Genomic DNA, 22,355 nt, shown 5'->3' with positions numbered 1-22,355 from the left:
CCGCCGCTCGGCGCACGAAATCAGCACTGGACCGCCTGGGCGGATGACACCGACCGGTCGGTGTCACAACCGGGCATATCGCCAGTAGCGGACTAGTGATGCGAGAAATTTACCTGTGTCACACACAGCATTGCCGCTGCGTGTAGCACGATTTTTGCATGACTCCCGCCTCGCCGCCACGCTCGGCGCGATCCGCCGCGTCCAGACCGGTCGGTATGAACGGGCGGGCCGCCGGCAATGGCAAGGTCGCGCCCCCAGGGCTATTCGAGGGTTATCGACCAGGCCGCTACGCCGACGCCTTCGACGAGATGTTCGACGGCTCGGGCCGGGTGCGACAGCCGTACAAGGGACTGTTCGCCGCGCTCGCGCCGATCGACGTGTCCGACCTCGCGGCGCGCGCGGTCGCACTGGACCGCGCGTTCATCGATCAGGGCATCACCTTCTCGCTGTCCGGGCAGGAACGACCCTTCCCGCTGGATCTGGTGCCCCGGGTGATCGCGGCCGCGGAATGGGCCAAGCTCGAGCGCGGCATCAAGCAGCGGGTGGTCGCGCTGGAGCTTTTCCTCGCCGATGTGTACGGCGAGCAGAACATTCTGCGCGACGAGGTGATCCCGAAACGCCTGGTCACCTCATGCCAGCACTTCCATCGCGAGGCCGCGGGGCTGGTGCCGCCGAACGGGGTGCGTATTCATGTGGCCGGCATCGACCTCATTCGCGACGAGCGCGGCGACTTCCGGGTGCTCGAGGACAATCTGCGTTCGCCGTCAGGTGTGTCATATGTGATGGAGAACCGGCGCACGATGGCGCGGGTCTTTCCCGATCTGTTCTCCTCGCACCGGGTTCGGGCCGTCGGCGACTATCCGAGTCACCTGCTCGCGGCGCTGCGCGCGTCGGCCGCGCCGAACGAGGCCGACCCGACGGTGGTGGTGCTGACGCCCGGTGTCTACAACTCGGCATACTTCGAGCATTCGCTGCTGGCCAGGCAGATGGGCGTGGAACTGGTCGAGGGGCGTGACCTGTTCTGCCGCGACAACGTTGTTTACATGCGGACCACAGCGGGTGAGCGTCAAGTCGACGTGATCTACCGCCGGATCGACGACACCTTCCTCGATCCCATGCATTTCCGGCCGGATTCGGTGCTCGGCGTCGCGGGGCTGCTGAACGCGGCGCGCGCGGGCAATGTCGTCATCTCCAGCGCGGTCGGCAACGGCGTCGGCGACGACAAGCTGATCTACGCCTACGTGCCGACGATCATCGAGTACTACCTCAACGAGAAGCCGGTGCTGCCGAATGTCGACACCTACCGCTGCTGGCTGGACGACGAACGCGACGAGGTGCTCGATCGGATCGCCGAGTTGGTGGTGAAGCCGGTCGAGGGTTCCGGCGGGTACGGCATTGTCATCGGGCCGGATGCGTCGCCGCGGGAGCTGGAGGCGTCGCGTCGGCGGATCAAGGCCGATCCGCGCGGATGGGTCGCGCAGCCGGTGGTGCAGTTGTCGACGGTGCCGACGAAGGTCGGAAATGAGTTGGTGCCGCGCCATGTTGATCTGCGGCCGTTCGCGGTCAACGACGGCGACGAGGTCTGGGTGTTGCCCGGTGGGCTGACCCGGGTCGCGCTGCCGGACGGGTCGCTGGTGGTCAATTCCAGTCAGGGTGGCGGGAGTAAGGACACCTGGGTGTTGTCCGGGCGGGATTCACTGGCCGATCGGGAATTGGCGGGCGCTGAGTTGGTCGGTGAACCGCCGCAATCGGATTCGCGTGAGGTGGGGCGGGATCTGACGGCGTCGCAGGCGAATCAGCAACAGCAGCAACAGCAGCAGGAGCAACGGCAGTCGCAAAGCAGCCGACTATCGGGGCAGTCGCAGAGTGGGCGACTATCGGGGCAATACGAACAACGCCAATCGCAAGGCGGCCAAGCCCAACAGCAGCGGCAAGGGCGGTGATGCGCTGATGCTGGCCCGCAACGCGGAATCCCTGTACTGGATCGGACGTTACGTCGAGCGCGCCGACGACACCGCGCGCATCCTCGATGTCGCGGTGCATCAGCTGCTCGAGGACGCGACCGTCGATCCCGACCGTACCTCGCGAGTCCTGTTGCGGGTGCTCGGTATCGAACCTCCAGAAGGCGCGCTGGATGTCTGGTCGGTCACCGATCTCGTCGCCTTCAGCCACGACGGCGGCTCGATCATCGACTCGATCGCCAATGCTCGTGAGAATGCCAGGGGCGCAAGAGAAGTCACCTCCAGTGAGATGTGGGAGTGCTTGAACGCCACCTACATCGGGCTGGCGGTCGCGGAGAAAGCGGCGCGCAGTCTCGGACCGCACGAGTTCTTCCACTACGTGCAGGACCGCGCGGCGATGTTCGCCGGACTGTCCGATTCCACGCTGAGCCGCGACGACGGCTACCGCTTCCTGTTGCTCGGCCGCTCCATCGAACGCGTGGATATGACTGTGCGCCTGCTACTTTCGCGGGCCGGTGACCGAACGTCCTCGCCCGCCTGGGTCACCGTGCTCCGCTCGGCCGGTGCGCACGACACCTACCTGCGCACCCACCGCGGCGCACTCGACGCCAACCTGGTTGCCGAATTCATCCTGCTCGACCGGCTTTTCCCGCGTTCGGTGTTCCACTCGGTGCGGGTGGCCGAAACCTGTTTGGCCGAACTGGATCAGCGGCCGAGCAGCCGGGTCGGGGCCAGGCACGAGGCACAACGACTATTGGGCCGCGCGCGTAGCGAGCTCGAATTCCTCCCACCCGGTGTGCTGTTGGAGGACCTGCAGAACCGGCTGATGTCGTTGCAGAAGACGTGTCGCGAGGTGAGCGAGGCGATCGCGCTGCAGTACTTCCACGCCGCGCCCTGGGTGGCGTGGACCGATCTGCACAGCAATCGGGACGGTCATGTGCCGGTGGAGGGGGAAGTATGAGCTGGCGAATCCGGGTGGTGCACACCACCGGTTATGTCTACGACGCGCCGGTGACGCGGTCGTTCAACGAGGCTCGGCTCACGCCGCGCGCGGACAGCAGGCAGAACGTGATCCTCAATCGCGTCGAGACCGAGCCCTCCACCCGCTCCTACCGGTACACCGACTACTGGGGCACCGCGGTCACCGCGTTCGACTTGCATGCGCCGCATACCGAATTGGAGGTCACCGGCTCGTCGGTGGTGGAGACCGAGCCGTTCGCCGGCCCGGCCGAGGAACTCGACTGGGATCAGTTGCGCACCGATCGGATCGCCGACCGCTTCGATGAAATGCTCGCGCCCACTGCGTATGTCCCGAGCGATCGCAAGCTGGACGGTATCGCCAAGCAGCTGTCGAAAGGTCTGCCGCCGGCGAAAGCCGTTGTCCGCGCGGCCGAATGGGTGCACCGGGAGATGACCTATCTCGCGGGCACCACCTCGGTGCACACCTCGGCGGTGCAGGCTTTCGCCGAGCGACAGGGTGTCTGCCAGGATTACGCGCACCTGACCCTGGTGCTGTTGCGCAGCATGGGCATTCCCAGCCGATACGTCTCTGGCTACCTGCATCCGAATCCGGCCGCCGAGATCGGCGTGACGGTGGCGGGTCAGTCGCATGCTTGGGTGGAGGCGTGGACCGGCATGTGGTGGGGCTACGACCCGACCAACAACATCGCCATCAACGAGCAACACATTTCGGTCGGTGTCGGCCGGGATTACGCGGATGTGCCGCCGTTGAAAGGCATATTCTCCGGAGGTGGCTCCACGGATCTCGAGGTCGTTGTAGAGATCACCCGACTCGCGTAGCGTCCGTAAGACAACCCGTTGATCTTGAACGGCACTGTTTTCTTAGCGGTACCACGGCTGGCAATGCTCCTTGTCTGGAACGCGCGGAAGGTGGACAGATGTCAACGGCTCAAGAGTTTGTCGAAGAGGTTGCCGAGTATGGACCCATTCCCGACACCAAGAAATGGGGTGCTGAGGCGCTCGGCACGTTTGTGCTGGTGATGGGGGGTGTCGGTACCGCGGTGCTGGCGGGGGAGCGGGTCGGGGCGTTAGGGGTGGCGCTGGCCTTCGGGCTCACGCTGCTGTTCCTCGTCTACGCGATCGGGCCGATTTCCGGATGTCACGTGAATCCCGCGGTGACGGTGGGGCATTTGCTGCTCGGCCGGATCAGTGTGGTCACGGCGGTCGGATATTGGATCGCGCAATTGATCGGCGGGTTCCTGGCCGGGCTCGTTTTGTTCGCGCTGGCGAAGAATCTGCCGTCCTATGACCGCGCGGTCGACGGGCTCGGCGCGAATGGGTGGGGGCATCACAGTCCGTCGGCGCAAAAGGGGCCGCTCGGCGAGGTCGTGCTGCAGAACGGGTACGGGATGGCCGCGATGATCATCATCGAGGTCATGCTGACCGCGCTGCTGGTGTTCGTGGTGCTCGCCTCGACCGATCAGCTCTCCGACGTACCGCTGGCCGGTCTGTCGATCGGCGTCACGCTCGCGGTCATCCACCTGATCTCGATCCCGGTGGACAACACCTCGGTCAACCCGGCCCGCAGCCTCGCCGTCGCGCCCTATCAGGACGGTGCGATGGGTCAAGTCTGGGCTTTCGTGGTGTTCCCGCTGATCGGCGGCGCACTCGGCGCACTGGTCTACGGCCTCCTGTTCGGCCGTTCGCGCAACCTGCTCTCCTGAGTTGAACTGGAACGGGCCCATCGACCATGAGTCGTTGGGCCCGTTGCTATTCCGCCACGGGAGTCGCGTTGCAGGTCAACGCGATCAGTGCGGGAATCGGGAACAGCAACAGGAACAGATTGGGCAGCCACCAGGCGAGGCTGAAGTCGCCGCGCAACACCCAGAAGGCGATCGCTTGCAGGCCTGCGGTGCTGGTCAGGGTGAGCGAGACGGTCATCAGCACCCGCCAGCCGTTGGCGCGGCACAGGCTGGCCAGGCCGGTGGCGCTGGCCGCGAGATCGAGGACGACGAACGAGAAATTCCAGTCGCTCAGAATCGGATTCGTATAGTCCTTGTAGGCGAATTCCGGCGGGATCACCTGCGCGAAGGCGATCGCCCAGTAGACCAGGAAGCCGAGATCGGTGACCAGCATGGCGACCTTCGTCGACCCGAGCACGCGATTCATCTCAGCTCCGTATTCGACTCAGTGCCAAGCGTATTCGGCGCACAGTCGGTGGGCGACTAGGTCGAATGTCTTGCGCGCCAAGATCGCTCCCTCGCGGCGAATGCCGTCTTCCGGCACATCCAGCACCCGGTCGAGGCGCACCCAGCTGGGCCTGCCCTCGGGATCCCAACTGCCGCTGCCGATGCCGACCCAGTTCGGGTCGTGCGCCCGATCCGCCTTCGACGACAGCATCAATCCGAGCAGGGTTCGGCGATCCCGCCCGACTACCAGCACCGGCCGATCCTTGCCATTGCTCGGATCCTCCTCGAACGGCACCCAGGTCCACACGATCTCGCCGGGATCGGCCCGCCCATCCAACTGCGGCGAGTACACGATCTGGCGGGCACGCTCGGCCGTCGGCACCGGCGTGGACGCGGTCGGCCGCACCTTCACCGCCGGCGTCCGCCGCGCAGACAACGACCCGACCAGCCGCTCCACCAGCTTCGGTCCCTGCTGCCTGACGATCTTGGGACCCTGCTCCTTCGCGATAAGTCCGAGCTGCTTGCCGAGAGAGTTCCAACTTCGGGCCATATTCGCAATATAACGGCGCACCGCCGTCTTCTCACCCGCGCCGCGACGGCCCTCGGCGAACTACGAATTTGCTGATCTGGGCTCGTGCTGCCGCATCGAACAGTTCAGTCGGGCAATGGCCCTCGCGAGCAGGGATGAAGCTGGCCGGTGTGGAATCTCGCGTTCATAGCGGAGGGCATTGAATGTGTGAGCGCTCACTGCATCGGCAGGTCCACGCTCACGACAAGCGACTGTCCAACAGTTCGAGCCAGGCGTCGAAATGCGGGCACTGTATCCGAAGTTCCGCAACGCCGAGGTCCGCTATCGCCAGTGGACCATCGTTTGTTTTCGAGTACTGCGGGCAGTAGTTGAAGATCCGTTTGGACGGCGCGGTATCCGGGCCGTCGTTGACCAGTTCGGGGCCACCTGCCACCCGCACGTCTTTGACCAGCTGCTCGGTCAGCCCTGGCAACAGGCAGCCGACTTGCTCGGCGGCGGCGAAGACCCAGGTCTCCAGCTCGTGCAGGATCAGATGCGGCACGAACCGGCGATCAGCTGTGGCGGTCGTAAGGGATTGTTCGACATACGCCACCCGGTCATGGGGTGGCAGGCCCGGCGGGATATCGGCCATTCCGGGAGCGTCCGGCGGGAATGCATAGAAGTCGAACAGCGTCGTCAGAACCTCGAGGCTCGAATTTCTCAGCAGCAGCTTGATCTCACGTTCGACCTTGGACCAACTGCTGACACCGCCGCGGTGGTTGGGGCCACCTGCGGGGCGCCTTGTCGTGACGATGGACTGGGTCACCGTCCAGCCGCGGTCGGCGAGGTAGGGCCCGAGCGCATTGTTGACAACGATCTCCTCGCTCTGTCCTTCCACGAGGAAGTGCAGGCGGTGATAGCCGGCCGTCATGCCTGTTCGAGATCCTCCCTGGCGGGGCGACCGCCGAGCAGGTTCTTTTCCCACAACTCACCGAGCGAGTATTCCGCCAGCCAGGCTTCCAGTTCGGCTGCGTCCGGCCGTGCGAACGAGGACGCTCCAGCCTTGCGCTCCACGACAATCAGATCGTCGATCTCGAATTGGTTCATCAGGGTGACCGATTGGGTGGCGATCAGGACTTGACTGCGCGCTGAGGCCTGTCGAAGCAGGTTCGCGAGTTGCACGATGGCAAAGGGATGCAGGCCGAGTTCGGGCTCGTCCAAGACGACGAGAGCAGGCAAGTCTGGTTGCAGCAGCAGCGTTGCCAGACAGACGAACCGGAGTGTGCCGTCCGACATCTGGTTGGCCGAAAAGACAGCATCTGAGCCCTGCTGCTGCCAGCGGAGCCGGATGCGATCGTTGTTCTCAGGTTGCAGTACGAAATCCCGGAAGAACGGTGCCACCAACTGGATCGCGCCGACGATACGGCGATACGCCGCTTGATCGCTGGCACCGTCACTGGTCTGCAACCGGTACAGGTACGGGGCAAGGTTGCCGGCATCCGAACGCAGATTCAGGTTGTCCGCGGTGGAAACCATCCGTTTGACCGGCGCATCGGCGCTGGTGTCATGGAAATGGAAGACCTTGCAGCCCTCGAGAAGCGCGAAGACGTACTTGGCGATACCGCTGCGCGGGCCACCGGTGTCAGCGGCCAGACGCGTCTCTCGATGCCCATGTCCGAGCGACTTGCTGTACGGCCGATCATATTTCGGCTCGTGGTAGTAGACGATCTCGGTTTCGAATATCAGTTCATCGTTCGCCGCCGGGACAAGGACCGCTTCGTACGAGTTGGGATCCGCGTCGAGTTCGAGACGAATCCGGGAGGTACCGTCCCCGTCGGTGAGCAACGCCGAAGCACCGCCGTTGAGTCCGACGAATAGACCGAGCTCGCCGTCGATGATCCGTCCGAGCAGGGCGAGAGCCTGAACGAAGTTGCTCTTCCCCGCGCCGTTCGCGCCGACCAGAATGTTCAGTTGCCGGAGCTCGACCGTCGCCGATCTGATCGAGGTGAATCCCTCGATCTGGATTGTTTTCAACGGTTGGCCTGGCATGGCCTAACTCTACGATGAGCCACCGACGATCCTGGGATTGCTCAGGAATCGCGCGCACCGCTGACGGTCGCACGGTGCCCGAGACCTGTGCTTCACCGCAGGTCCACACCGCCCCGCGACACCCGTATCGCGCGCTCGGGCACACCGCTGGCGGAAGCTTCGCACTGCTCATGGGACGATAGACGGCAGTTTGCCAATACCCATGAGGAGTGGAGTGCCCGCCAGCTTCGCCGACACGACGTTCACCGATCCGTCTCGGATCCGGAACTTTTGCATCATCGCGCACATCGATCACGGGAAGTCGACGCTGGCCGATCGGATGCTGCAACTGACCGGTGTGGTCGAGGAGCGGGCGATGCGCGCCCAATACCTGGACCGGATGGACATCGAGCGCGAGCGCGGCATCACCATCAAGGCGCAGAACGTGCGGCTGCCGTGGCAGGTCGACGGCACGGACTATGTGCTGCACCTGATCGATACGCCGGGCCACGTGGACTTCACCTACGAGGTGTCGCGCGCATTGGAAGCCTGCGAGGGCGCGGTGCTGCTGGTCGACGCGGCGCAGGGCATCGAGGCGCAGACGCTGGCGAACCTGTACCTGGCGCTGGACAAGGATCTGACGATCATCCCGGTGCTCAACAAGATCGACCTGCCCGCCGCCGACCCGGACCGCTACGCGGCCGAGATCGCGCACATCATCGGCTGCGAACCCGACGACGTGCTGCGGGTCTCGGGCAAGACCGGTGTCGGCGTGACCGAACTGCTCGACGAGGTCATCAAGACGGTGCCCGCGCCCGTAGGTGATTCCGATGCGCCCGCCCGCGCGATGATCTTCGACTCGGTCTACGACACCTACCGCGGTGTGGTCACCTACGTCCGCGTGGTGGACGGCAAGCTCACGCCGCGCGAGAAGATCAAGATGATGTCCACCGGCGCCACGCACGAGATGCTGGAGATCGGCATCGTCTCGCCGGAGCCCAAGCCGACCCAAGGACTCGGCGTCGGCGAGGTGGGGTACCTGATCACCGGCGTGAAGGACGTGCGCCAGTCGAAGGTCGGTGACACGGTGACCGCCGCGCGCAACGGCGCCACCGAACCACTCGTCGGCTACCGCGAGCCGCGCCCGATGGTGTACTCCGGTCTGTACCCGGTCGACGGCTCCGACTACCCGGACCTGCGCGACGCGCTGGAGAAGCTCCAGCTCAACGACGCCGCACTCACCTACGAGCCGGAAACCTCTGTGGCACTTGGCTTCGGCTTCCGGTGCGGCTTCCTCGGCCTGCTGCACATGGAGATCACCCGCGAGCGACTGCAGCGCGAGTTCGATCTGGACCTGATCTCCACCGCGCCCAACGTGGTCTACACCGTAGAGATGGAAGACGGCAGCAAGCATGTCGTCACCAACCCGTCGTACTGGCCGGAGGGCAAGGTCCGGCACGTCTACGAACCGATGGTGAAGTGCACTGTCATCTCGCCTAGCGAGTTCATCGGCTCGATCATGGAGCTGTGCCAGAGTCGCCGCGGCGAGCTCGGCGGCATGGACTACCTGTCCGAGACCCGCGTCGAACTGCGCTACACCATGCCGATGGCGGAGATCATCTTCGACTTCTTCGACTCGCTGAAGTCCCGCACCCGCGGCTACGCCAGCCTCGACTACGAGGAGACGGGCGTGCAGGACGCGGCGCTGGTCAAGGTCGACATCCTACTGCAGGGTGAGGCGGTGGACGCGTTCAGCGCGATCGTGCATAAAGACGCCGCCCAGGCCTACGGCAATAAGATGACCACCAAGCTGCGCGAACTCATCCCGCGCCAGCAGTTCGAGGTGCCCATCCAGGCCGCCATCGGCTCGAAAATCATTGCCCGCGAGAACATCCGAGCCATCCGCAAGGACGTCCTCGCCAAGTGCTACGGCGGCGACATCAGCCGTAAGCGCAAGCTGCTGGAAAAGCAGAAGGAAGGCAAGAAGCGGATGAAGACTATCGGCCGCGTCGAGGTCCCGCAGGAAGCGTTCGTGGCGGCGTTGTCGTCGGACGCTGCCTCGGACAAGCCGAAGGGCAAGTAGGCCGAAGCCCAGGCACGCGTCGGCAACAGCCGGAATTCCGCCTCATCGTTCGTGAATGATGAGGCAGAATTCGTCGGCTAGCTGTACCGAGCGACAGAGGGGGCGATGGCTGCGGTGGACGAGGATGCACTCCGGACTGAAGAGTTCGAAGCGATTGCGCGAGCGGTCGAGCGCGAGACCGACGGCGTGCGTGTCGAGCTCATCGGCGGACGGCTCGGGGTCAAACGTGGCTCTGATGGCAACCATGGCTGGATTCTCAATTGGCTGCTTTTGCTGCTGATGCCGTTGCATCCGGCCCTTTTCCTACATGTCGCCGGGCAGGGACTGGTGGTTGGGCCCCATCGGAAGGGGCGGGCGCGGCCGGACGGCGTGCTGGCACCGCTCAGCGCCTTCGCCGGCAGTGGGGAGTGGGGCTCGTCCGACATGGTCTCGATGGTCGTGGAGGTCACCTCTCATGATTCGGATAGCAACCGGCGCGATCGAGAGGAAAAGCCGATCGCGTACGCACAAGCCGGGATTCCGATCTATCTGCTCATTGATCGCGATGCCGCCCACGTTGTCGTACACAGTGAGCCCGACGGGCATCGGTATCAAGACGTGCACTCCTACGCTTTCGGACGAGAGGTGAGACTGCCCGCTCAGGTCGGCGTCACGTTCGACAGCACACCTCTCCAGGATTTTGCTGCCTGAACGTCAGTCCGACGGCTGGGTGGCGATTCGGACTTGGAGGCGGACTCCGCCGAGCGGGCTGGGGGCGAGTTCGGCTGTGCCGGAGTGGAGTTCGGCTTGTTGGCGGACCAGGGCGAGGCCTAGGCCGGAGCCGGGGGAGCCGGGGCCTTTGACGAAGCGGTCGAAGGCTTTGGGGCACAAGGTGTCCGGGATGCCGGTGCCGTCGTCGTCGATGAGGATCTCCACCATGTCGGTCGTGGTGGGGCGGACGGTGATGGTGACGGTTTGGGCGTGACCGTGTTGGACGGCGTTCGCTACCGCGTTGGTGACTATCAGCATTAGGCCGCCGGGGGTGCCGGTTACCGTGACGGGTTCGCATTCGGTGAGGGTGATTCGGACGTTGGGGCGGCGGCGTTGGGCGTCTTGGGCTGCGCGGTCGAGGGTTTCGCAGAGGTCGAAGGGTTCGAAGAGGTCGGGTTTGGTGAGTTCGCCGACTGCGAGTCGTTCCAGGTCGGTGAGGGTGTTCTCGATCTGTTGTTCGGCGAAGAGGACCTCGGTGAGGATGGTGCCGCGTTGTTCGGCGGGAATCTCCTTGGTGGCCAGCACTTGTAGGTCGGTGCGTAGCGCGGTGAGTGGGGTGCGTAGTTCGTGGGCGCAGACGGCGGCGAAGTCGCGGGCGCTGGTGAGGGCGTGGTTGGTGGCGCGGTGCGCGGCCTCGAGGCGGGCGAGCATGCGGGTGATGGCGTCGGAGAGTTCTTCCGCCTCCCTGGCGCCTTGGCCGGACAGTGGTGGCAGTTCCTCGAGGGTGTCGATGCCGTGGGTGGCGGTGGCCAGTCTGCGTAGCGGGCGCGCGGCGTATCCGGCGAGGAACCAGCCGAGCAATGCGGCGGTCAGCGCACCGGCGACGCCGATGCCGAGGCCGATCAGCTGGCTGCGGTGGATGGCTGACGCGACGACGTCGCGGTTGGGGTCCAGCGAGACGAGCACGCCCGGCAGGCCGTCGACGCGGGTGATCGCCGCGTCGGGTGGCACGTCGCTGACCTTGGGGACAGTCTGCCCATCGGGGACGCCGGTCGCCGCGTAAGGCGCCTCGGTCGCGTATCCGGGTGCTGCGGTCCCGGCCGCAGCGGGCGGCGCCCCGGGGGCATACGGCGCGGGTTCCCCCGGCGCAGGCGCTGCCGGTGCAGCTGGAATGCGTTCCGCTGGAATATTTTTCAACGGCGGTGCGACCCTCACAGCCATCGACGAGACCGTCTCGTCCAACTGTCGCTCACCGGTCGCGTTCAACAACGCGGCGAACGTAATGGTCAGCGTGAGCGCGACGAGCGCGGCAACCACACCGGAAACCACTGCCACCCGAGTACGCAGCGACGGCGAGCGTTTCACGGCTGCTCCCGTAATACGAATCCGACGCCACGCACCGTGTGCACCACCCGCGGCGCGCCGGGCGCCTCCAGCTTGCGCCGCAGATACGAGACGAACACATCCACCACATTGGTGTCGGTGGCGAAGTCGTAACCCCATACCGTGGAAAGGATTTGCTCGCGGCCGAGCACGATGCCCGGGTTGTCGGCGAGCATGGCGAGCACCTCGAATTCTCGTTTGGTCAGGTCGACCGGCGTGCCCGCGGCCAGCACCCGGTGCCCGGCCAAGTCGATCTGCACCTGACCGGTCCGCACCTGCGTGTCCGGCCGTTCGGTGGTGACCCGGCGGCGCAGCAGCGCGCGCAGCCGGGCGACGAGCTCGCCGAGGTCGAAAGGCTTGGTGAGGTAGTCGTCGGCGCCGCGTTCGAGGCAGGCGATGCGGTCGGTGACGGCGCTGCGCGCGCTGAGCACACAGATCGGGATGTCGTTTCCCATCGCGCGCAACGCCGTGACCACGCCTTCACCGTCCAGCGTCGGCATATTCACGTCCAACACCATGGCGTCGGGGGTCGCGCTACGCACCATCGCCAGCGCCTCGGCACCGTCGGCCGCGGTGACCACCTCGAAATCGGAGAGTTCCAACCCGCGTCGCAGCGACGCGAGCACACGAACCTCGTCGTCCACGACCAAGATCCGGTGTCCGGTCATGGATCAACATTAGTCCCGGTCGGTCAGCGGACGCTGGCGACGACGCACCCTGGTTCGGCAGGGTAGGCGGGTGCGGGGTATGCGGGTACCGAGTCGGCCGGGATACCGGGGGCGGTAGGGGCGAACGGGACAGACGGGACAGTGTCGAGCGGGGTCGCGGGCACGGCGCCCGGCGGCAGCTCGCGCTCGATGGTGACCCACGGCCCCTCTTCACCTTCGCCATGCGTGATCACCACCGACCCGTCCGGACCGATCGGCGGGCAGACGACGGGTTCGCCGGGAACCGGATCGATCGCGATGCGCGGACTGGGCTGCGTCGGCAGGGGCGGCGTTCCCGGCTGGGCCGAGGCGGCGCCCGCCATGCTCGCGACCACCGCGGCGGTGAGCGCGGTCCCGCTGAGCACGGCCGCGATGCGGCGTCCGATGAGTGCAGTCATGAGGGGTGACTCCTTCAGATCGATGCTGTCGGCCCGGCTGGTCCGATGAAATCGACGGTAGGCAAAGGATCTTCACCACCTGTTGAGCAATCGTTAGAGAACTCTTAGGGTCTCGTCGGCCGCCGCGCGACGCCGCGGCGTGGCGGCAGAATCTGACCTGGTCATGGTGCATATTGGAGGCTTTGTCCAGTTGGGTAACCCACTAGAAATAGGGCTTTCGTTCTGGTTTTCGGGATGGCAAGGTTGTGTTGCTCGCCCCCTGTGGAGTCTCTACAGTCCTGGAGAATGTGACAGTCGGGTTTTCCCGAAATAGTGTTAGGTGATCTTCACTCGGCCTGGCCGATCTGTGAGGATGGTTGCTGGAAACCCGAGATGGAGCTTTCATGACGCGTGACCTGCCCTTCGATGACGAGACCACCGAGGCAGCTGAGCGCACGGGTGACACCGCCTATCGGGTGGCCACGGGTGTCGCGCGGGTAGCGCGGGCCGGCGCCTACGTCACCGGCGGCGCACTGGTGGCCGCGAACGGCGGCGGCGTCCCGGCGCACCCCAACTCTTCGCACGCGGACAGCAGGAACGCGGGTTGGGCACACAACACCGACCCCGACTCCGACATCCCCTCGCCGGTGATCACCTTCCCGGACCTGGTTGTCGAGCCCGCCCCGCTGACGCCGCCGCACGCGACCAACTCGACGGTCGCGCACCCCACCCCCGGTTTCGGACTGCCCGGCAGCGACCACGGTGGCGCGAATCTGCCGTTGCCGACGCTCAACGGTGACTACAGCGGCACCGACGCGGGCTTCGCGTTGCCCGGCACCGATGGCGGCCAGTCGGGCATGGGCCTGCCCAGCGTGCCCGGCGCTGCGTCAGGCCAGCACGCCATGGAACTGCCGGGGACATCGAACCCAGGCTTCGGATTGCCGGGCACCTCCGACGCGACCGGCCAGCCAGGCATGGGCCTGCCGGGAACATCCAACGGCATCGGCCTGCCCGGCACGGACGCCGGTGCGTCCAACGGTCTGCAACTGCCGGGCACCGGCGGTGTCTCGAACGATCTCGACCTGCCCGGCGGCCACGGCTTCGGCCTGCCCGGCCACGGGCTGGGTCAGGCCGGGCACGGTTTCGGCCTGCCGGGCACGAACGGTTTCGTCGCGCCCGGTTCCGGCGCCTTCGACCTGCCCGGCTCGCACGCGGCCTCGACCGGCGGCGGTCCGTTCGACGGTGTCGGCGACGGCGGCGGTGACCCGGTCGGCATCTTCGTCGGCACGCAGTGGTCGGTGGACTTCGGCATCGGCCCGCAGGGCATCTACTTCAACTCCGAGATGAAGGTGGACGTCGGCGTCGGCCACGTGGGCGACCAGCTCGACCAGTTCACCGATTTCCTCGGCAGCGGCCTCGGTCACGTGCCCGACGGCACCGGACGCTCGGTGACCGATCCGGCCATGAACGGGCACAGCCACCACGGCCACCCCGGCGTTGTCGGCGGTCTCACCACTCCCGGCTCGAACTCGTCGACGGCTCCGACCGCGCAGCCCGTCGTGCAGCCGCTCGCCGCGCCCGCACCGGTCATGTCGGCCGCGGTCGCACCCGTGGCCGTCGCGGCGCCCGTTGTCGCTGTCGCGCCCGTGGCGAGTGCCGCGCAACCGGTCGCGGCCACCCCGCTGCAGACCACGATCCAGCCGGACGCCGCGACCACGCCGATCGCGAATGTGTTCACCGCGCCGGAAGGCCCGTCGGTGCTCACCGTGCCCGCGGCCGCCACGCCGGTGATCTTCGATCACGCCCGGCCGACGCCCGTGCTGAAGCCGACGACGACCCCGGTGACCGACCCGGCGAAGCACTCGGACGGCTCGGTCACCACACCGAACACGCCGACCACCATCACCAAGACCGTCCCGGTCCCGGTGGTGCCGACCGACGTCGCCACTCCGAGCGTCCCGAAGACGCCGGACGTCACGACGAAGGTGCCGGGCGCGGGTACTCCCTCGACGGGGCATGGCGGCATCAGCACCGGACCGGACGTGCCGACCACCAAGATTCCGCCGACCACCGGCAGCCAGCCGACGCACGCGCCGACCACCTCCCCGGATGATGACGGCGTCACCACCCCGGGCACCGGTACCGGCCCGAGCACTGGCACCGGCCCGAGCACCGGCAACGGTGGCCCGTCCGGTGGGGTCACCACCCAGCCGACCGTGCCGACCAAGGACGTGCCGACCGCGCAGCAGCCGGATCCGACCGTGCCCACTCGTGACATACCGACCGCGGATGTGCCGACGCACGATGTCCCGGTCCCGACGCACGACGCCCCGGTGCCGACCTACCAGCCTCCCGCCCAGACCCAGGCGCCGGTGCCGACCTACAAGCCGCCGACGACGATCGACCCGAAGCCGCATGCGATCGCAGATCCGATCAGCAGTGCGCACATGGTCGACTCGTCCATGGTCCCGATCCAGGACCCTGCCTACTACGCCGACCACTCGACCCTCGCGTTCGCCTCGGGCGACGGTCTTTCCGGTGCGTTGATGCCGGAATCGACGATGGCCGAGACCCACCACCTGGTGCCGGGCGGCTTGGACATAGCGTTGATGTAATCGGAGCTTGTTGTGTGGTCAAGGGGTGCAGGGGGCGTCCATGTCGATCGATAGCAAACACATGTAAGGAGGCAGGTTGTCTGCCGCAGCCGGGCTGAAGGCCGCGACGGTGAAACATCCGGACGCGATGGCGCCGCTGATCCGGATTCTGGACGAACTGCGGGAGATGACCCGATTCGCGGGCCGGGACGATCTGGGCAGTCGCCTGAGTATGGTCCGGGCCAGGGTCAGCGATCCCCGGGTTCGCCTCGTTGTCGTCGGTGAGCCGAAGAACGGCATGAGCACGCTGGTCAACAGTCTGGTCGGCGCGTCGGTGAGCGCCACCGACAGCGACCTGAGCGTGCCGGTCATCGTCGAGTACGGACCGGAACCGACTGCGACACTGGTCCGTTCGGTCGACGGCCGCACCGAGCGGCAGTCGGTGGACCCGCTCGATCCCGGGCCTGCCATCTCCGGCTTCGGCGTCGTCCGGGCCGAGTTCACCCAGCCGAGTTCGCTGCTGGCCGACGGGGTCGTGGTGATGGACGCGCCGGGCGCGCGCGGTGCCGACAACACCACCTGGTCGATGGTCGCCGCCGCCGACGCCGTCCTCTACGTCACCAACGCGGCCACTGAACTCACCGTCGATCAGATCGCCTACCTGCAGCGCATCCAGCAGATCTGCCCGACCGTCATCTGCGTGCTGAACAAGATCGACCAGTTCTCCCACTGGTCGCACACTCAGCAGCGCAACCGGGAACTGCTCGACGCGGCCGGACTCGGCTTCGCGGTGGCGCCGGTGTCCGCGGAACTGCACCGGCAGGCCGGGCTGTCCGGCAACTATCAGCGCGACATCGAATCCGGTGTGCCGCAATTGATCGACCACCTGCGCGACTATGTGGTGGCCCGCGCGGACAGTGTCGCGTTGGAAGCGGCGGTGCAGGATATCCGCCTGGTCGGCGACCATCTCGCGTTGACGTTGCGCAATGAGGTGGAGTCGCTGCGTGATCCGCGACGGCGGGACGAGATCACCGACCAGCTGGTCCGGGCGCGGGACGGGGCCGATCAGCTGCGCCAGCGCACGGCGAACTGGCAGGTCACCCTGGTCGACGGCAGCACCGAGCTGATGGCCGACATCGAACACGACCTGCGGCACCGGCTGCGCAACCTCGTGCGCGACGCCGAGGCCGAGATCATCAAGACCGATCCGGCGCGCCGCTGGAAGGAATTCGGCACCGACCTCGACGCCAGGATCTGCGAGGCGGTCGAGGAGAACTTCGTGATGGCGCACTATCGCTCGGTCGAACTGTCCGAGCAGGTGGCCTCGAGGTTCTTGGCGGACAACCGCGCCGCGCCGCTGCCGGATCTGCGCCTGGACAACCCCGGCGAGGTGCTCGAACCGGTGCAGCCGCTCGAGCCGCTAGAAAGCGCGAAAGCCGGTGTGACCCAACAGTTTCTGTCCGGTCTGCGGGGTTCCTACGGCGGCGTCCTGATGGTCGGTCTCGCCACCAGCCTGCTCGGCATGTCGCTGGTGAACTGGTACTCGGCCGGTGCGGGTGTGCTGCTCGGCGTGAACGCGCTGTGGGACGACCGCAAGAACCGCAAGGCGCGCCGTCGTGCCGAGGCGAAGGTCGCGGTGGCCCGGCTGATGGACGACGTCATCTTCCAGGTGAGCAAGGAATCGCGAAATCGGTTGCGCGCCATGCAGCGGGTGTTGCGCGACCACTTCACCGAGATCGCCACCGACGTCGCCAAGCAGGCCGACGAGGCGCTGCGCCTGGCCGAGGCGGCCTACGAGAAGTACGGCGATCGCAGCGGCGACCGGATCACCGACGTCGACGCGCAACTCGGCAAACTGCGCGGCCTGCGCGAACAGGCCGACAGTCTGACCGTCTGACGAAAACCCCTGCTACCCAGGGTTGTTCGCGGGGGAGTGGGCGGGTTGGAAACCGCCCGCGTGCCGGTAGTCCTCGGCCCTGATCACGTGGGTGACCGCGTTGATCAGGGCCAGGTGGGTGAAGGCCTGCGGGAAGTTGCCGAGGTGGCGGCCGCTGCGCGGGTCGATCTCCTCGGCGTAGAGGCGCAGCGGGCTGGCGAAGCCGAGCAGTCGCTCGCACAGGTGCCTGGCCCGCTGCAACTCGCCGATCTCGACCAGCGCGGACACCAGCCAGAACGAGCAGATGGTGAAAGCGCCTTCGGCACCGGTCAATCCGTCGTCGGTGGTCTCGGTGCGGTAGCGCAGCACCAGGCCGTTCTCGGTGAGCCGGTCCGCGATGGACAGCACGGTGGCCCGGATCCGGTGGTCCTCCGGCGGCAAAAATCGGGTCAGCACCGCCAGAAGCAGTGAGGCGTCCAGGGTGTCGCCGCCGTAGGTCTGGGTGAGGACGCCGTTGGCGTTCACGCCGTGCTCGAGGATGTCGGCCTTGATCTCGTCGGCGATGGTGTACCAGTCGGCGGCGTGCTCCAGCTGGCCGTGCATCTCGGCCAGCTTCGCGCCGCGGTCGAGTGCGACCCAGCACATCACCTTGGACGAGGTGAAATGCTGTGGCTCGCCGCGTACCTCCCAGATGCCGCGGTCGGGCTCGTGCCAGTGCGCGATGGCCGCGTGCACCTGACGTTCCAGCAACGGCCACAACGTTTCCGGCACCTGCTGACGCGACTTCACATGCAGGTATACGGCATCGAGCATGGTGCCCCAGATGTCATGCTGGTCTTGGTTGTAGGCGGCGTTGCCGATGCGCACCGGCTTGGATCGTTCGTAGCCGCTGAGGTGGTCGAGATCCTCTTCGGTGATCTGGCGTTCGCCGCCGATGCCGTAAAGGACTTGCAGCGGAACGGCATCGCCGTTTTCACCGGTGGTGGCGTCGCGCAGGAAGGCGAAGAAGTCGTCGGCCTCGCGGTTGAGTCCGAGCGTGTACAGACCCCACAGGGCGAAGCTGGAATCGCGCACCCAAGTGTAGCGATAGTCCCAATTGCGTTGACCCCCAGGGGTTTCCGGGAGAGACGTGGTGGCTGCGGCGAGTAGTGCGCCGGTCGGGGCGTAGGTGAGGCCCTTGAGTGTCAGCGCGCTGCGCTGTAAGTAGTTGCGCCACGGGTGATCCGGGAAGTTGCCCTGGGTGATCCACTGGCGCCAGCTCTCGGTGGTCTGCCACATCTTCTGCGCCGCATCGGCATAGGTCTTGGGCGCGGGCAATTCCGACCAGGTCAGCGCGATGAACCGCTCGTCGCCCTCCTGCATTCTGGTGCGTGCGCGGGCTTCTCGGCCCTCCAGCCCGAGCCGCAGGTCGGTGGTCAGCACCAGGCTCGGGCCCGCACTCGGGTCGTCGGTGCGGACCGCGGTCGCCTCCTCGTAGACCTTGCCGGTGTACTCCCAGCGGCTCACCGCACGGTGGTAATCGAACGACGGCTCGCAGCTCATCTCCAGCTCGACGGTGCCGTTCACACACTTCACCGTGCGCAGCAGCATGTGCTCGGCGTCCCAGTCCATCGGGGTGCGGCGGTGGGTCTTGGAGCGCTGGTCGTTGTTGTGCCACGGGCCGAGCACCAGCGCGTCGCGCACGATCAGCCAGCCGGTCTCGGTCTGCCAGGTGGTCTCCAGGATCATCCCGCCCGGCAGGTAGCGGCGCGCGCTCGGCACGTTGACGCCGTACGGGCCGAGCCGGAAGTGGCCCGCGCTACGGTCCAGCATCGCGCCGAAGACGCTCGGCGAGTCCGGGCGGGGCACACACATCCATTCGACGGATCCGTTGCTGGCGACCAGGCAGCTGGTCTCGCAGTCGGACAGGAACGCGTAGTCGTCGATCGGCGGGAAGGCGCCGTGCCGCTTGGATTCGGTCAGGTGGCTCAGCACCGGCAGGTCGTACGGTTCGTCGACGGTGAGGTCGTCGGAGGACTCAGGAGACGCCATACCCACATCTTCGGGCCCACCGGAGCCCCAAGTCCACTGTGTCTGTTGTCGCGCCTGCCGAGCGGCGCGTCCGTGACCGAATATTCACCTTGCCGACCTCTCAGGTGGACGCACTAGGCTGGGCTGGTGCATCAGATCGCAGGTTGGTGGGACAGCTTCGAGCTGTGGGTCGCGGGACTCCCGTTCATCCCGCAGTTCCTCGTCGTGCTGGTAGGCATGGTCCCGGTCAGCTTCGCCATCGCCTACCTGCTCGACCGGACGCTGCGCGCCCTGCTGCGGGTGCTCGACCGCAGACACGGCGTCGAGGAGGCGCTACCCACCGTGCCCGACACCGTGCCCGCCGACCTCACCACCGGCGAAACCCGCCCGACCGTGCAGAGCGGCGCCCACTGATGCCCCGTTCGCGTGTCCAGCTGGCGCTGATCGCCCTGCTCGTCCTGGTCGTCGTCGCCTGGCTCGTCGCTCGCTAGTTCTCCCCGGCCCGCCAGTCGTTGAACCGCTTGCCGATCTTGGAAACGGTCTCGCCGACCTCCTGCCCGACCGTGTTGACCGCGGAGCCGACGTCGCGGCCGAGGTTGCGAACGGTGCGGATGAGCGGATCCTCGGACTGGTCGAAGTTGTTGCGGTAGGTGCGGGCGGCTCCCTTGATCTCCTCGGTGATGCTGGCGTTCTTGTCCTGGTCGCGCCGCGGGTAGTCGCCGGCCAGCACGCGGTCGTACTCACCGCTCTGGATCCAGCGGCGCAGCTCGGCGGCGCGCAGCACCGAGAACGGGTGGCTCTGCAATTCCAGGTTGAGCAGTTTCAGCACACCGTCGCGCAGATCGCCGGAACGCTCGTAGTCGTCGGCTTGGGCCAGGAACGCGCCGTGGTTCATTTCCTTGATCCAGGTGCCGCCCGCGGTCTTCATGTGCACCCGTACCGAGACGTCGACGTCCTGCGAGCACAGCAGCCCGGCCCGGTCGCCGGACAACTCGGATTTGCGGCTCCATTCCATCAGTGCGGCCACGATCGCGCGTAAAGCCCAGCCGCCCACCGGCATCCAGCCGATGCTGGCGGAGATTCGTAGCAAATGCATGAGCATGGTGCGGTACACCGCGTGCCCGGACAGTGCGTGGCCGAGCTCGTGACCGACGACGAAACGCAACTCCTCGGTATCCATCAGGTCGATCAAACCGGTGGTCAGCACGATGAACGGCTGGTCCATGCCGATGGTGAGGGCATTCACGTGCGGGCTCTGCAGCACGAAAATCTCCGGCGTGGTGCGGGCGTCGAGCACCGCGACGCAGTCTTCGCGCAATTGATGCAGCGAACGGAACTGTCGTTCGTCGACTCGAACGGCCGTCGCGAGGAACATGAGCCGGTGCTGGCGTTCTTGCAGCAAACCGGACAAAGTCCGCAATATGGTGTCGAACCCGGAGAGGGTTCGCAATGCGACCAATGCGGTGCGGTCGGCGGGGTGCTCCCACGCGCGAGTGCTGATGCCTGGAAACTTCGTACGTATGCGATCCGGGCTGTTAGTCATGGGATGAAACCCCCGTCTTCCTGGAACTCTGTGATTCGAACTCGGGCCGTGGCCTCTGCTACAGTCTGCCCGTGTCTTCGAGTTGCGTCCCGCAGGTCCGCCATGAACTGGCGTTGATCGCGGTCGGCAATCTCGCGGTCGCCGACATTCTCTGTCGCTGATCGGCTGACCGGGCACGTTTGCGCGTCCCTCCCTCGTAGACTGGCGTGCAACCTTTTCGCAGACGTCCCCGAACCCCCGACGGCCTACCCGGCCGATAGCCACGCCACCGCTCGCATCGACGCGGCGGCAAGGTCTACCGATCCAACAGTAGTTGTCTCCGCCGCTCGAGGTCCAGAGCCGGCGGTCCGTAGGAAAGGTCCACCCCGATGTCTCGCAATTCTTGGCTCTCCCCGCGCCGACGCGCCACCGTCGCCGCACTCACCGCGTTCGCGGCGGTCGCCCTCACCGCGTGCGGCGGTGGAGCCAGTGACACCGCCGGGGGTGGTGGCGCCGACGGTAGTGGCGGCACGCTGAACCTCTACGCCTACGCGGTCCCGAAGCCGGGCTTCGACAAGGTGGTCCCGGAGTTCAACAAGACCGCCAAAGGCAAGAACGTCGTCGTCAACGGCTCCTACGGCGCGTCGGGCGATCAGTCCCGCAAGGTCAAGGACGGCGCCGAGGCCGACATCGTGAACTTCTCGGTCGAGCCCGACATCACCCGCCTGGTCGACGCGGGCCTGGTCGACGCGAACTGGAATGCCGACGCCACCAAGGGAATTCCGTTCGGCTCGGTCGTCGCGATCGTGGTCCGCAAGGGCAACCCGAAGGGCATCAAGGGCTGGGACGACCTGCTCAAGCCGGGCATCGAGGTGGTGACCCCGAACCCGTTCAGCTCCGGCTCGGCCAAGTGGAACCTGCTCGCCCCGTACGCGGCCAAGTCCGACGGCGGCAAGAACCCGCAGGCCGGTCTGGACTACCTGAGCCAGCTGATCACCAAGGAGCACGTGAAGGTGCAGCCGAAGTCGGGCCGCGAAGCCACTGAGACGTTCCTGCAGGGCACCGGTGACGTGCTGCTCAGCTACGAGAACGAGGCGATCTTCTCCGAGCGCAACGGCGACCCGATCGAGCACTTCATCCCGCCGGTGACCTTCAAGATCGAGAACCCGGTCGCGGTGCTCAAGAACAGCAAGAGCCAGGAGAAGGCGGTCGCGTTCCGCGACTTCCTCTACACCCCCGAGGGCCAGAAGGCTTGGGCAGCAGCCGGTTTCCGTCCGGTCGACCCGAAGGTGGCGGCCGACTTCGCCAAGGACTTCCCGACCCCGCAGAAGCTGTGGAACATCACCGACCTCGGTGGCTGGAAGGCCGTGGACAAGGACCTGTTCACCCCGAACACCGGCTCCGTCGCGGTGATCTACGACAAGGCCACCAAGTAGCCGGCTCCGGCACACGGGATACTGGACGACT

The 22,355-nt window shown here is 66.3% G+C and carries 20 protein-coding genes; 11 read left to right on the top strand and 9 right to left on the bottom strand.

Annotated features, from left to right (window positions below; genetic code table 11):
- Positions 1–215: 215 nt before the first annotated feature.
- The 4 genes from ACFWF1_RS37445 to ACFWF1_RS37430 all read left to right on the top strand — a co-directional run bounded on the left by ACFWF1_RS37445 (position 216) and on the right by ACFWF1_RS37430 (position 4,645).
- Positions 216–1,943 carry a circularly permuted type 2 ATP-grasp protein gene (locus ACFWF1_RS37445; RefSeq protein WP_379282890.1) on the top strand — a complete coding sequence of 576 codons (1,728 nt, stop codon included), beginning with the start codon at positions 216–218 and terminating at the stop codon, positions 1,941–1,943.
- A gap of 7 nt (positions 1,944–1,950) precedes the next feature.
- Complete coding sequence (locus tag ACFWF1_RS37440; RefSeq protein ID WP_379282891.1) at positions 1,951–2,922, top strand: alpha-E domain-containing protein; 972 nt, start codon at positions 1,951–1,953, stop codon at positions 2,920–2,922.
- The gene (locus ACFWF1_RS37435) at positions 2,919–3,761 is read left to right on the top strand and encodes a transglutaminase domain-containing protein (RefSeq protein WP_379282513.1); all 843 of its coding nucleotides are present in this window, start codon (positions 2,919–2,921) and stop codon (positions 3,759–3,761) included. The genes ACFWF1_RS37440 and ACFWF1_RS37435 overlap by 4 nt, the downstream gene beginning before the upstream one ends.
- A 98-nt stretch (positions 3,762–3,859) precedes the next feature.
- Positions 3,860–4,645, top strand: coding sequence for an aquaporin (locus ACFWF1_RS37430; RefSeq protein ID WP_379282514.1), 786 nt, complete (start codon positions 3,860–3,862; stop codon positions 4,643–4,645).
- 46 nt (positions 4,646–4,691) lie between these two features.
- On the opposite strand, the gene ACFWF1_RS37425 is transcribed toward ACFWF1_RS37430, so the two are convergent.
- The 4 genes from ACFWF1_RS37425 to ACFWF1_RS37410 form a co-directional block, all read right to left on the bottom strand.
- Entirely contained in the window at positions 4,692–5,090 is a 399-nt protein-coding gene (locus ACFWF1_RS37425) for a DUF5360 family protein (RefSeq protein WP_379282516.1), read from the bottom strand.
- An 18-nt stretch (positions 5,091–5,108) separates the two neighbouring features.
- Complete coding sequence (locus ACFWF1_RS37420; protein WP_379282518.1) at positions 5,109–5,660, bottom strand: type II toxin-antitoxin system PemK/MazF family toxin; 552 nt, start codon at positions 5,658–5,660, stop codon at positions 5,109–5,111.
- A gap of 217 nt (positions 5,661–5,877) precedes the next feature.
- On the bottom strand, positions 5,878–6,549 hold the full coding sequence (locus tag ACFWF1_RS37415; RefSeq protein ID WP_379282520.1) for a DUF4276 family protein: 672 nt from the start codon (positions 6,547–6,549) through the stop codon (positions 5,878–5,880).
- On the bottom strand, positions 6,546–7,667 hold the full coding sequence (locus ACFWF1_RS37410; protein ID WP_379282521.1) for an AAA family ATPase: 1,122 nt from the start codon (positions 7,665–7,667) through the stop codon (positions 6,546–6,548). Before ACFWF1_RS37410 ends, ACFWF1_RS37415 begins: the two co-directional genes overlap by 4 nt.
- Before the next feature lie 202 nt (positions 7,668–7,869).
- On the opposite strand from ACFWF1_RS37410, the gene lepA reads away from it, so the two are divergent.
- Together lepA and ACFWF1_RS37400 are read left to right on the top strand one after the other, a co-directional pair.
- A complete protein-coding gene (gene lepA, locus ACFWF1_RS37405; RefSeq protein WP_357382930.1) occupies positions 7,870–9,729 on the top strand; it encodes a translation elongation factor 4 in 1,860 nt (619 codons plus the stop codon).
- Positions 9,730–9,834: 105 nt separating this feature from the next.
- The gene (locus ACFWF1_RS37400; protein WP_379282523.1) at positions 9,835–10,419 is read left to right on the top strand and encodes a Uma2 family endonuclease; all 585 of its coding nucleotides are present in this window, start codon (positions 9,835–9,837) and stop codon (positions 10,417–10,419) included.
- 3 nt (positions 10,420–10,422) lie between these two features.
- On the opposite strand, the gene ACFWF1_RS37395 is transcribed toward ACFWF1_RS37400, so the two are convergent.
- From ACFWF1_RS37395 to ACFWF1_RS37385, 3 genes are read right to left on the bottom strand one after another with little or no spacing between them, the layout of a single operon-like run.
- Entirely contained in the window at positions 10,423–11,784 is a 1,362-nt protein-coding gene (locus ACFWF1_RS37395; protein WP_379282525.1) for a sensor histidine kinase, read from the bottom strand.
- A complete protein-coding gene (locus ACFWF1_RS37390) occupies positions 11,781–12,470 on the bottom strand; it encodes a response regulator transcription factor (protein ID WP_379282527.1) in 690 nt (229 codons plus the stop codon). Before ACFWF1_RS37390 ends, ACFWF1_RS37395 begins: the two co-directional genes overlap by 4 nt.
- A 23-nt stretch (positions 12,471–12,493) precedes the next feature.
- A complete protein-coding gene (locus ACFWF1_RS37385; protein WP_379282529.1) occupies positions 12,494–12,907 on the bottom strand; it encodes a hypothetical protein in 414 nt (137 codons plus the stop codon).
- 383 nt (positions 12,908–13,290) lie between these two features.
- Here ACFWF1_RS37385 and ACFWF1_RS37380 point away from each other — a divergent pair, with 383 nt between their 5' ends.
- Together ACFWF1_RS37380 and ACFWF1_RS37375 are read left to right on the top strand one after the other, a co-directional pair.
- Entirely contained in the window at positions 13,291–15,501 is a 2,211-nt protein-coding gene (locus tag ACFWF1_RS37380; protein ID WP_379282530.1) for a hypothetical protein, read from the top strand.
- Positions 15,502–15,577: 76 nt separating this feature from the next.
- The gene (locus tag ACFWF1_RS37375; protein ID WP_379282531.1) at positions 15,578–17,377 is read left to right on the top strand and encodes a dynamin family protein; all 1,800 of its coding nucleotides are present in this window, start codon (positions 15,578–15,580) and stop codon (positions 17,375–17,377) included.
- A 12-nt stretch (positions 17,378–17,389) separates the two neighbouring features.
- On the opposite strand, the gene ACFWF1_RS37370 is transcribed toward ACFWF1_RS37375, so the two are convergent.
- On the bottom strand, positions 17,390–19,387 hold the full coding sequence (locus tag ACFWF1_RS37370) for a glycoside hydrolase family 15 protein (protein ID WP_379282532.1): 1,998 nt from the start codon (positions 19,385–19,387) through the stop codon (positions 17,390–17,392).
- Between the two features lie 126 nt (positions 19,388–19,513).
- Here ACFWF1_RS37370 and ACFWF1_RS37365 point away from each other — a divergent pair, with 126 nt between their 5' ends.
- Positions 19,514–19,780 (top strand): hypothetical protein, encoded by a 267-nt coding sequence (locus ACFWF1_RS37365; RefSeq protein ID WP_357382915.1) that lies wholly within the window; start codon positions 19,514–19,516, stop codon positions 19,778–19,780.
- Between the two features lie 73 nt (positions 19,781–19,853).
- Here the strand turns inward: ACFWF1_RS37365 and ACFWF1_RS37360 are convergent, their stop codons facing one another.
- Positions 19,854–20,909 carry a M48 family metallopeptidase gene (locus ACFWF1_RS37360; protein WP_379282533.1) on the bottom strand — a complete coding sequence of 352 codons (1,056 nt, stop codon included), beginning with the start codon at positions 20,907–20,909 and terminating at the stop codon, positions 19,854–19,856.
- A gap of 71 nt (positions 20,910–20,980) precedes the next feature.
- Here ACFWF1_RS37360 and ACFWF1_RS37355 point away from each other — a divergent pair, with 71 nt between their 5' ends.
- Both ACFWF1_RS37355 and ACFWF1_RS37350 read left to right on the top strand, forming a co-directional pair.
- Complete coding sequence (locus ACFWF1_RS37355; protein ID WP_379282534.1) at positions 20,981–21,070, top strand: Ms4533A family Cys-rich leader peptide; 90 nt, start codon at positions 20,981–20,983, stop codon at positions 21,068–21,070.
- A gap of 207 nt (positions 21,071–21,277) precedes the next feature.
- Positions 21,278–22,324 (top strand): sulfate ABC transporter substrate-binding protein, encoded by a 1,047-nt coding sequence (locus ACFWF1_RS37350; protein ID WP_379282535.1) that lies wholly within the window; start codon positions 21,278–21,280, stop codon positions 22,322–22,324.
- The last annotated feature ends 31 nt before the right edge of the window (positions 22,325–22,355 follow it).

Source organism: Nocardia sp. NPDC060255 (genome assembly GCF_042727395.1).
Lineage (GTDB): Bacteria > Actinomycetota > Actinomycetes > Mycobacteriales > Mycobacteriaceae > Nocardia.
Note: the sequence above shows the minus strand (reverse complement) of the source record. Positions and strands in the feature narration are given on the sequence as shown.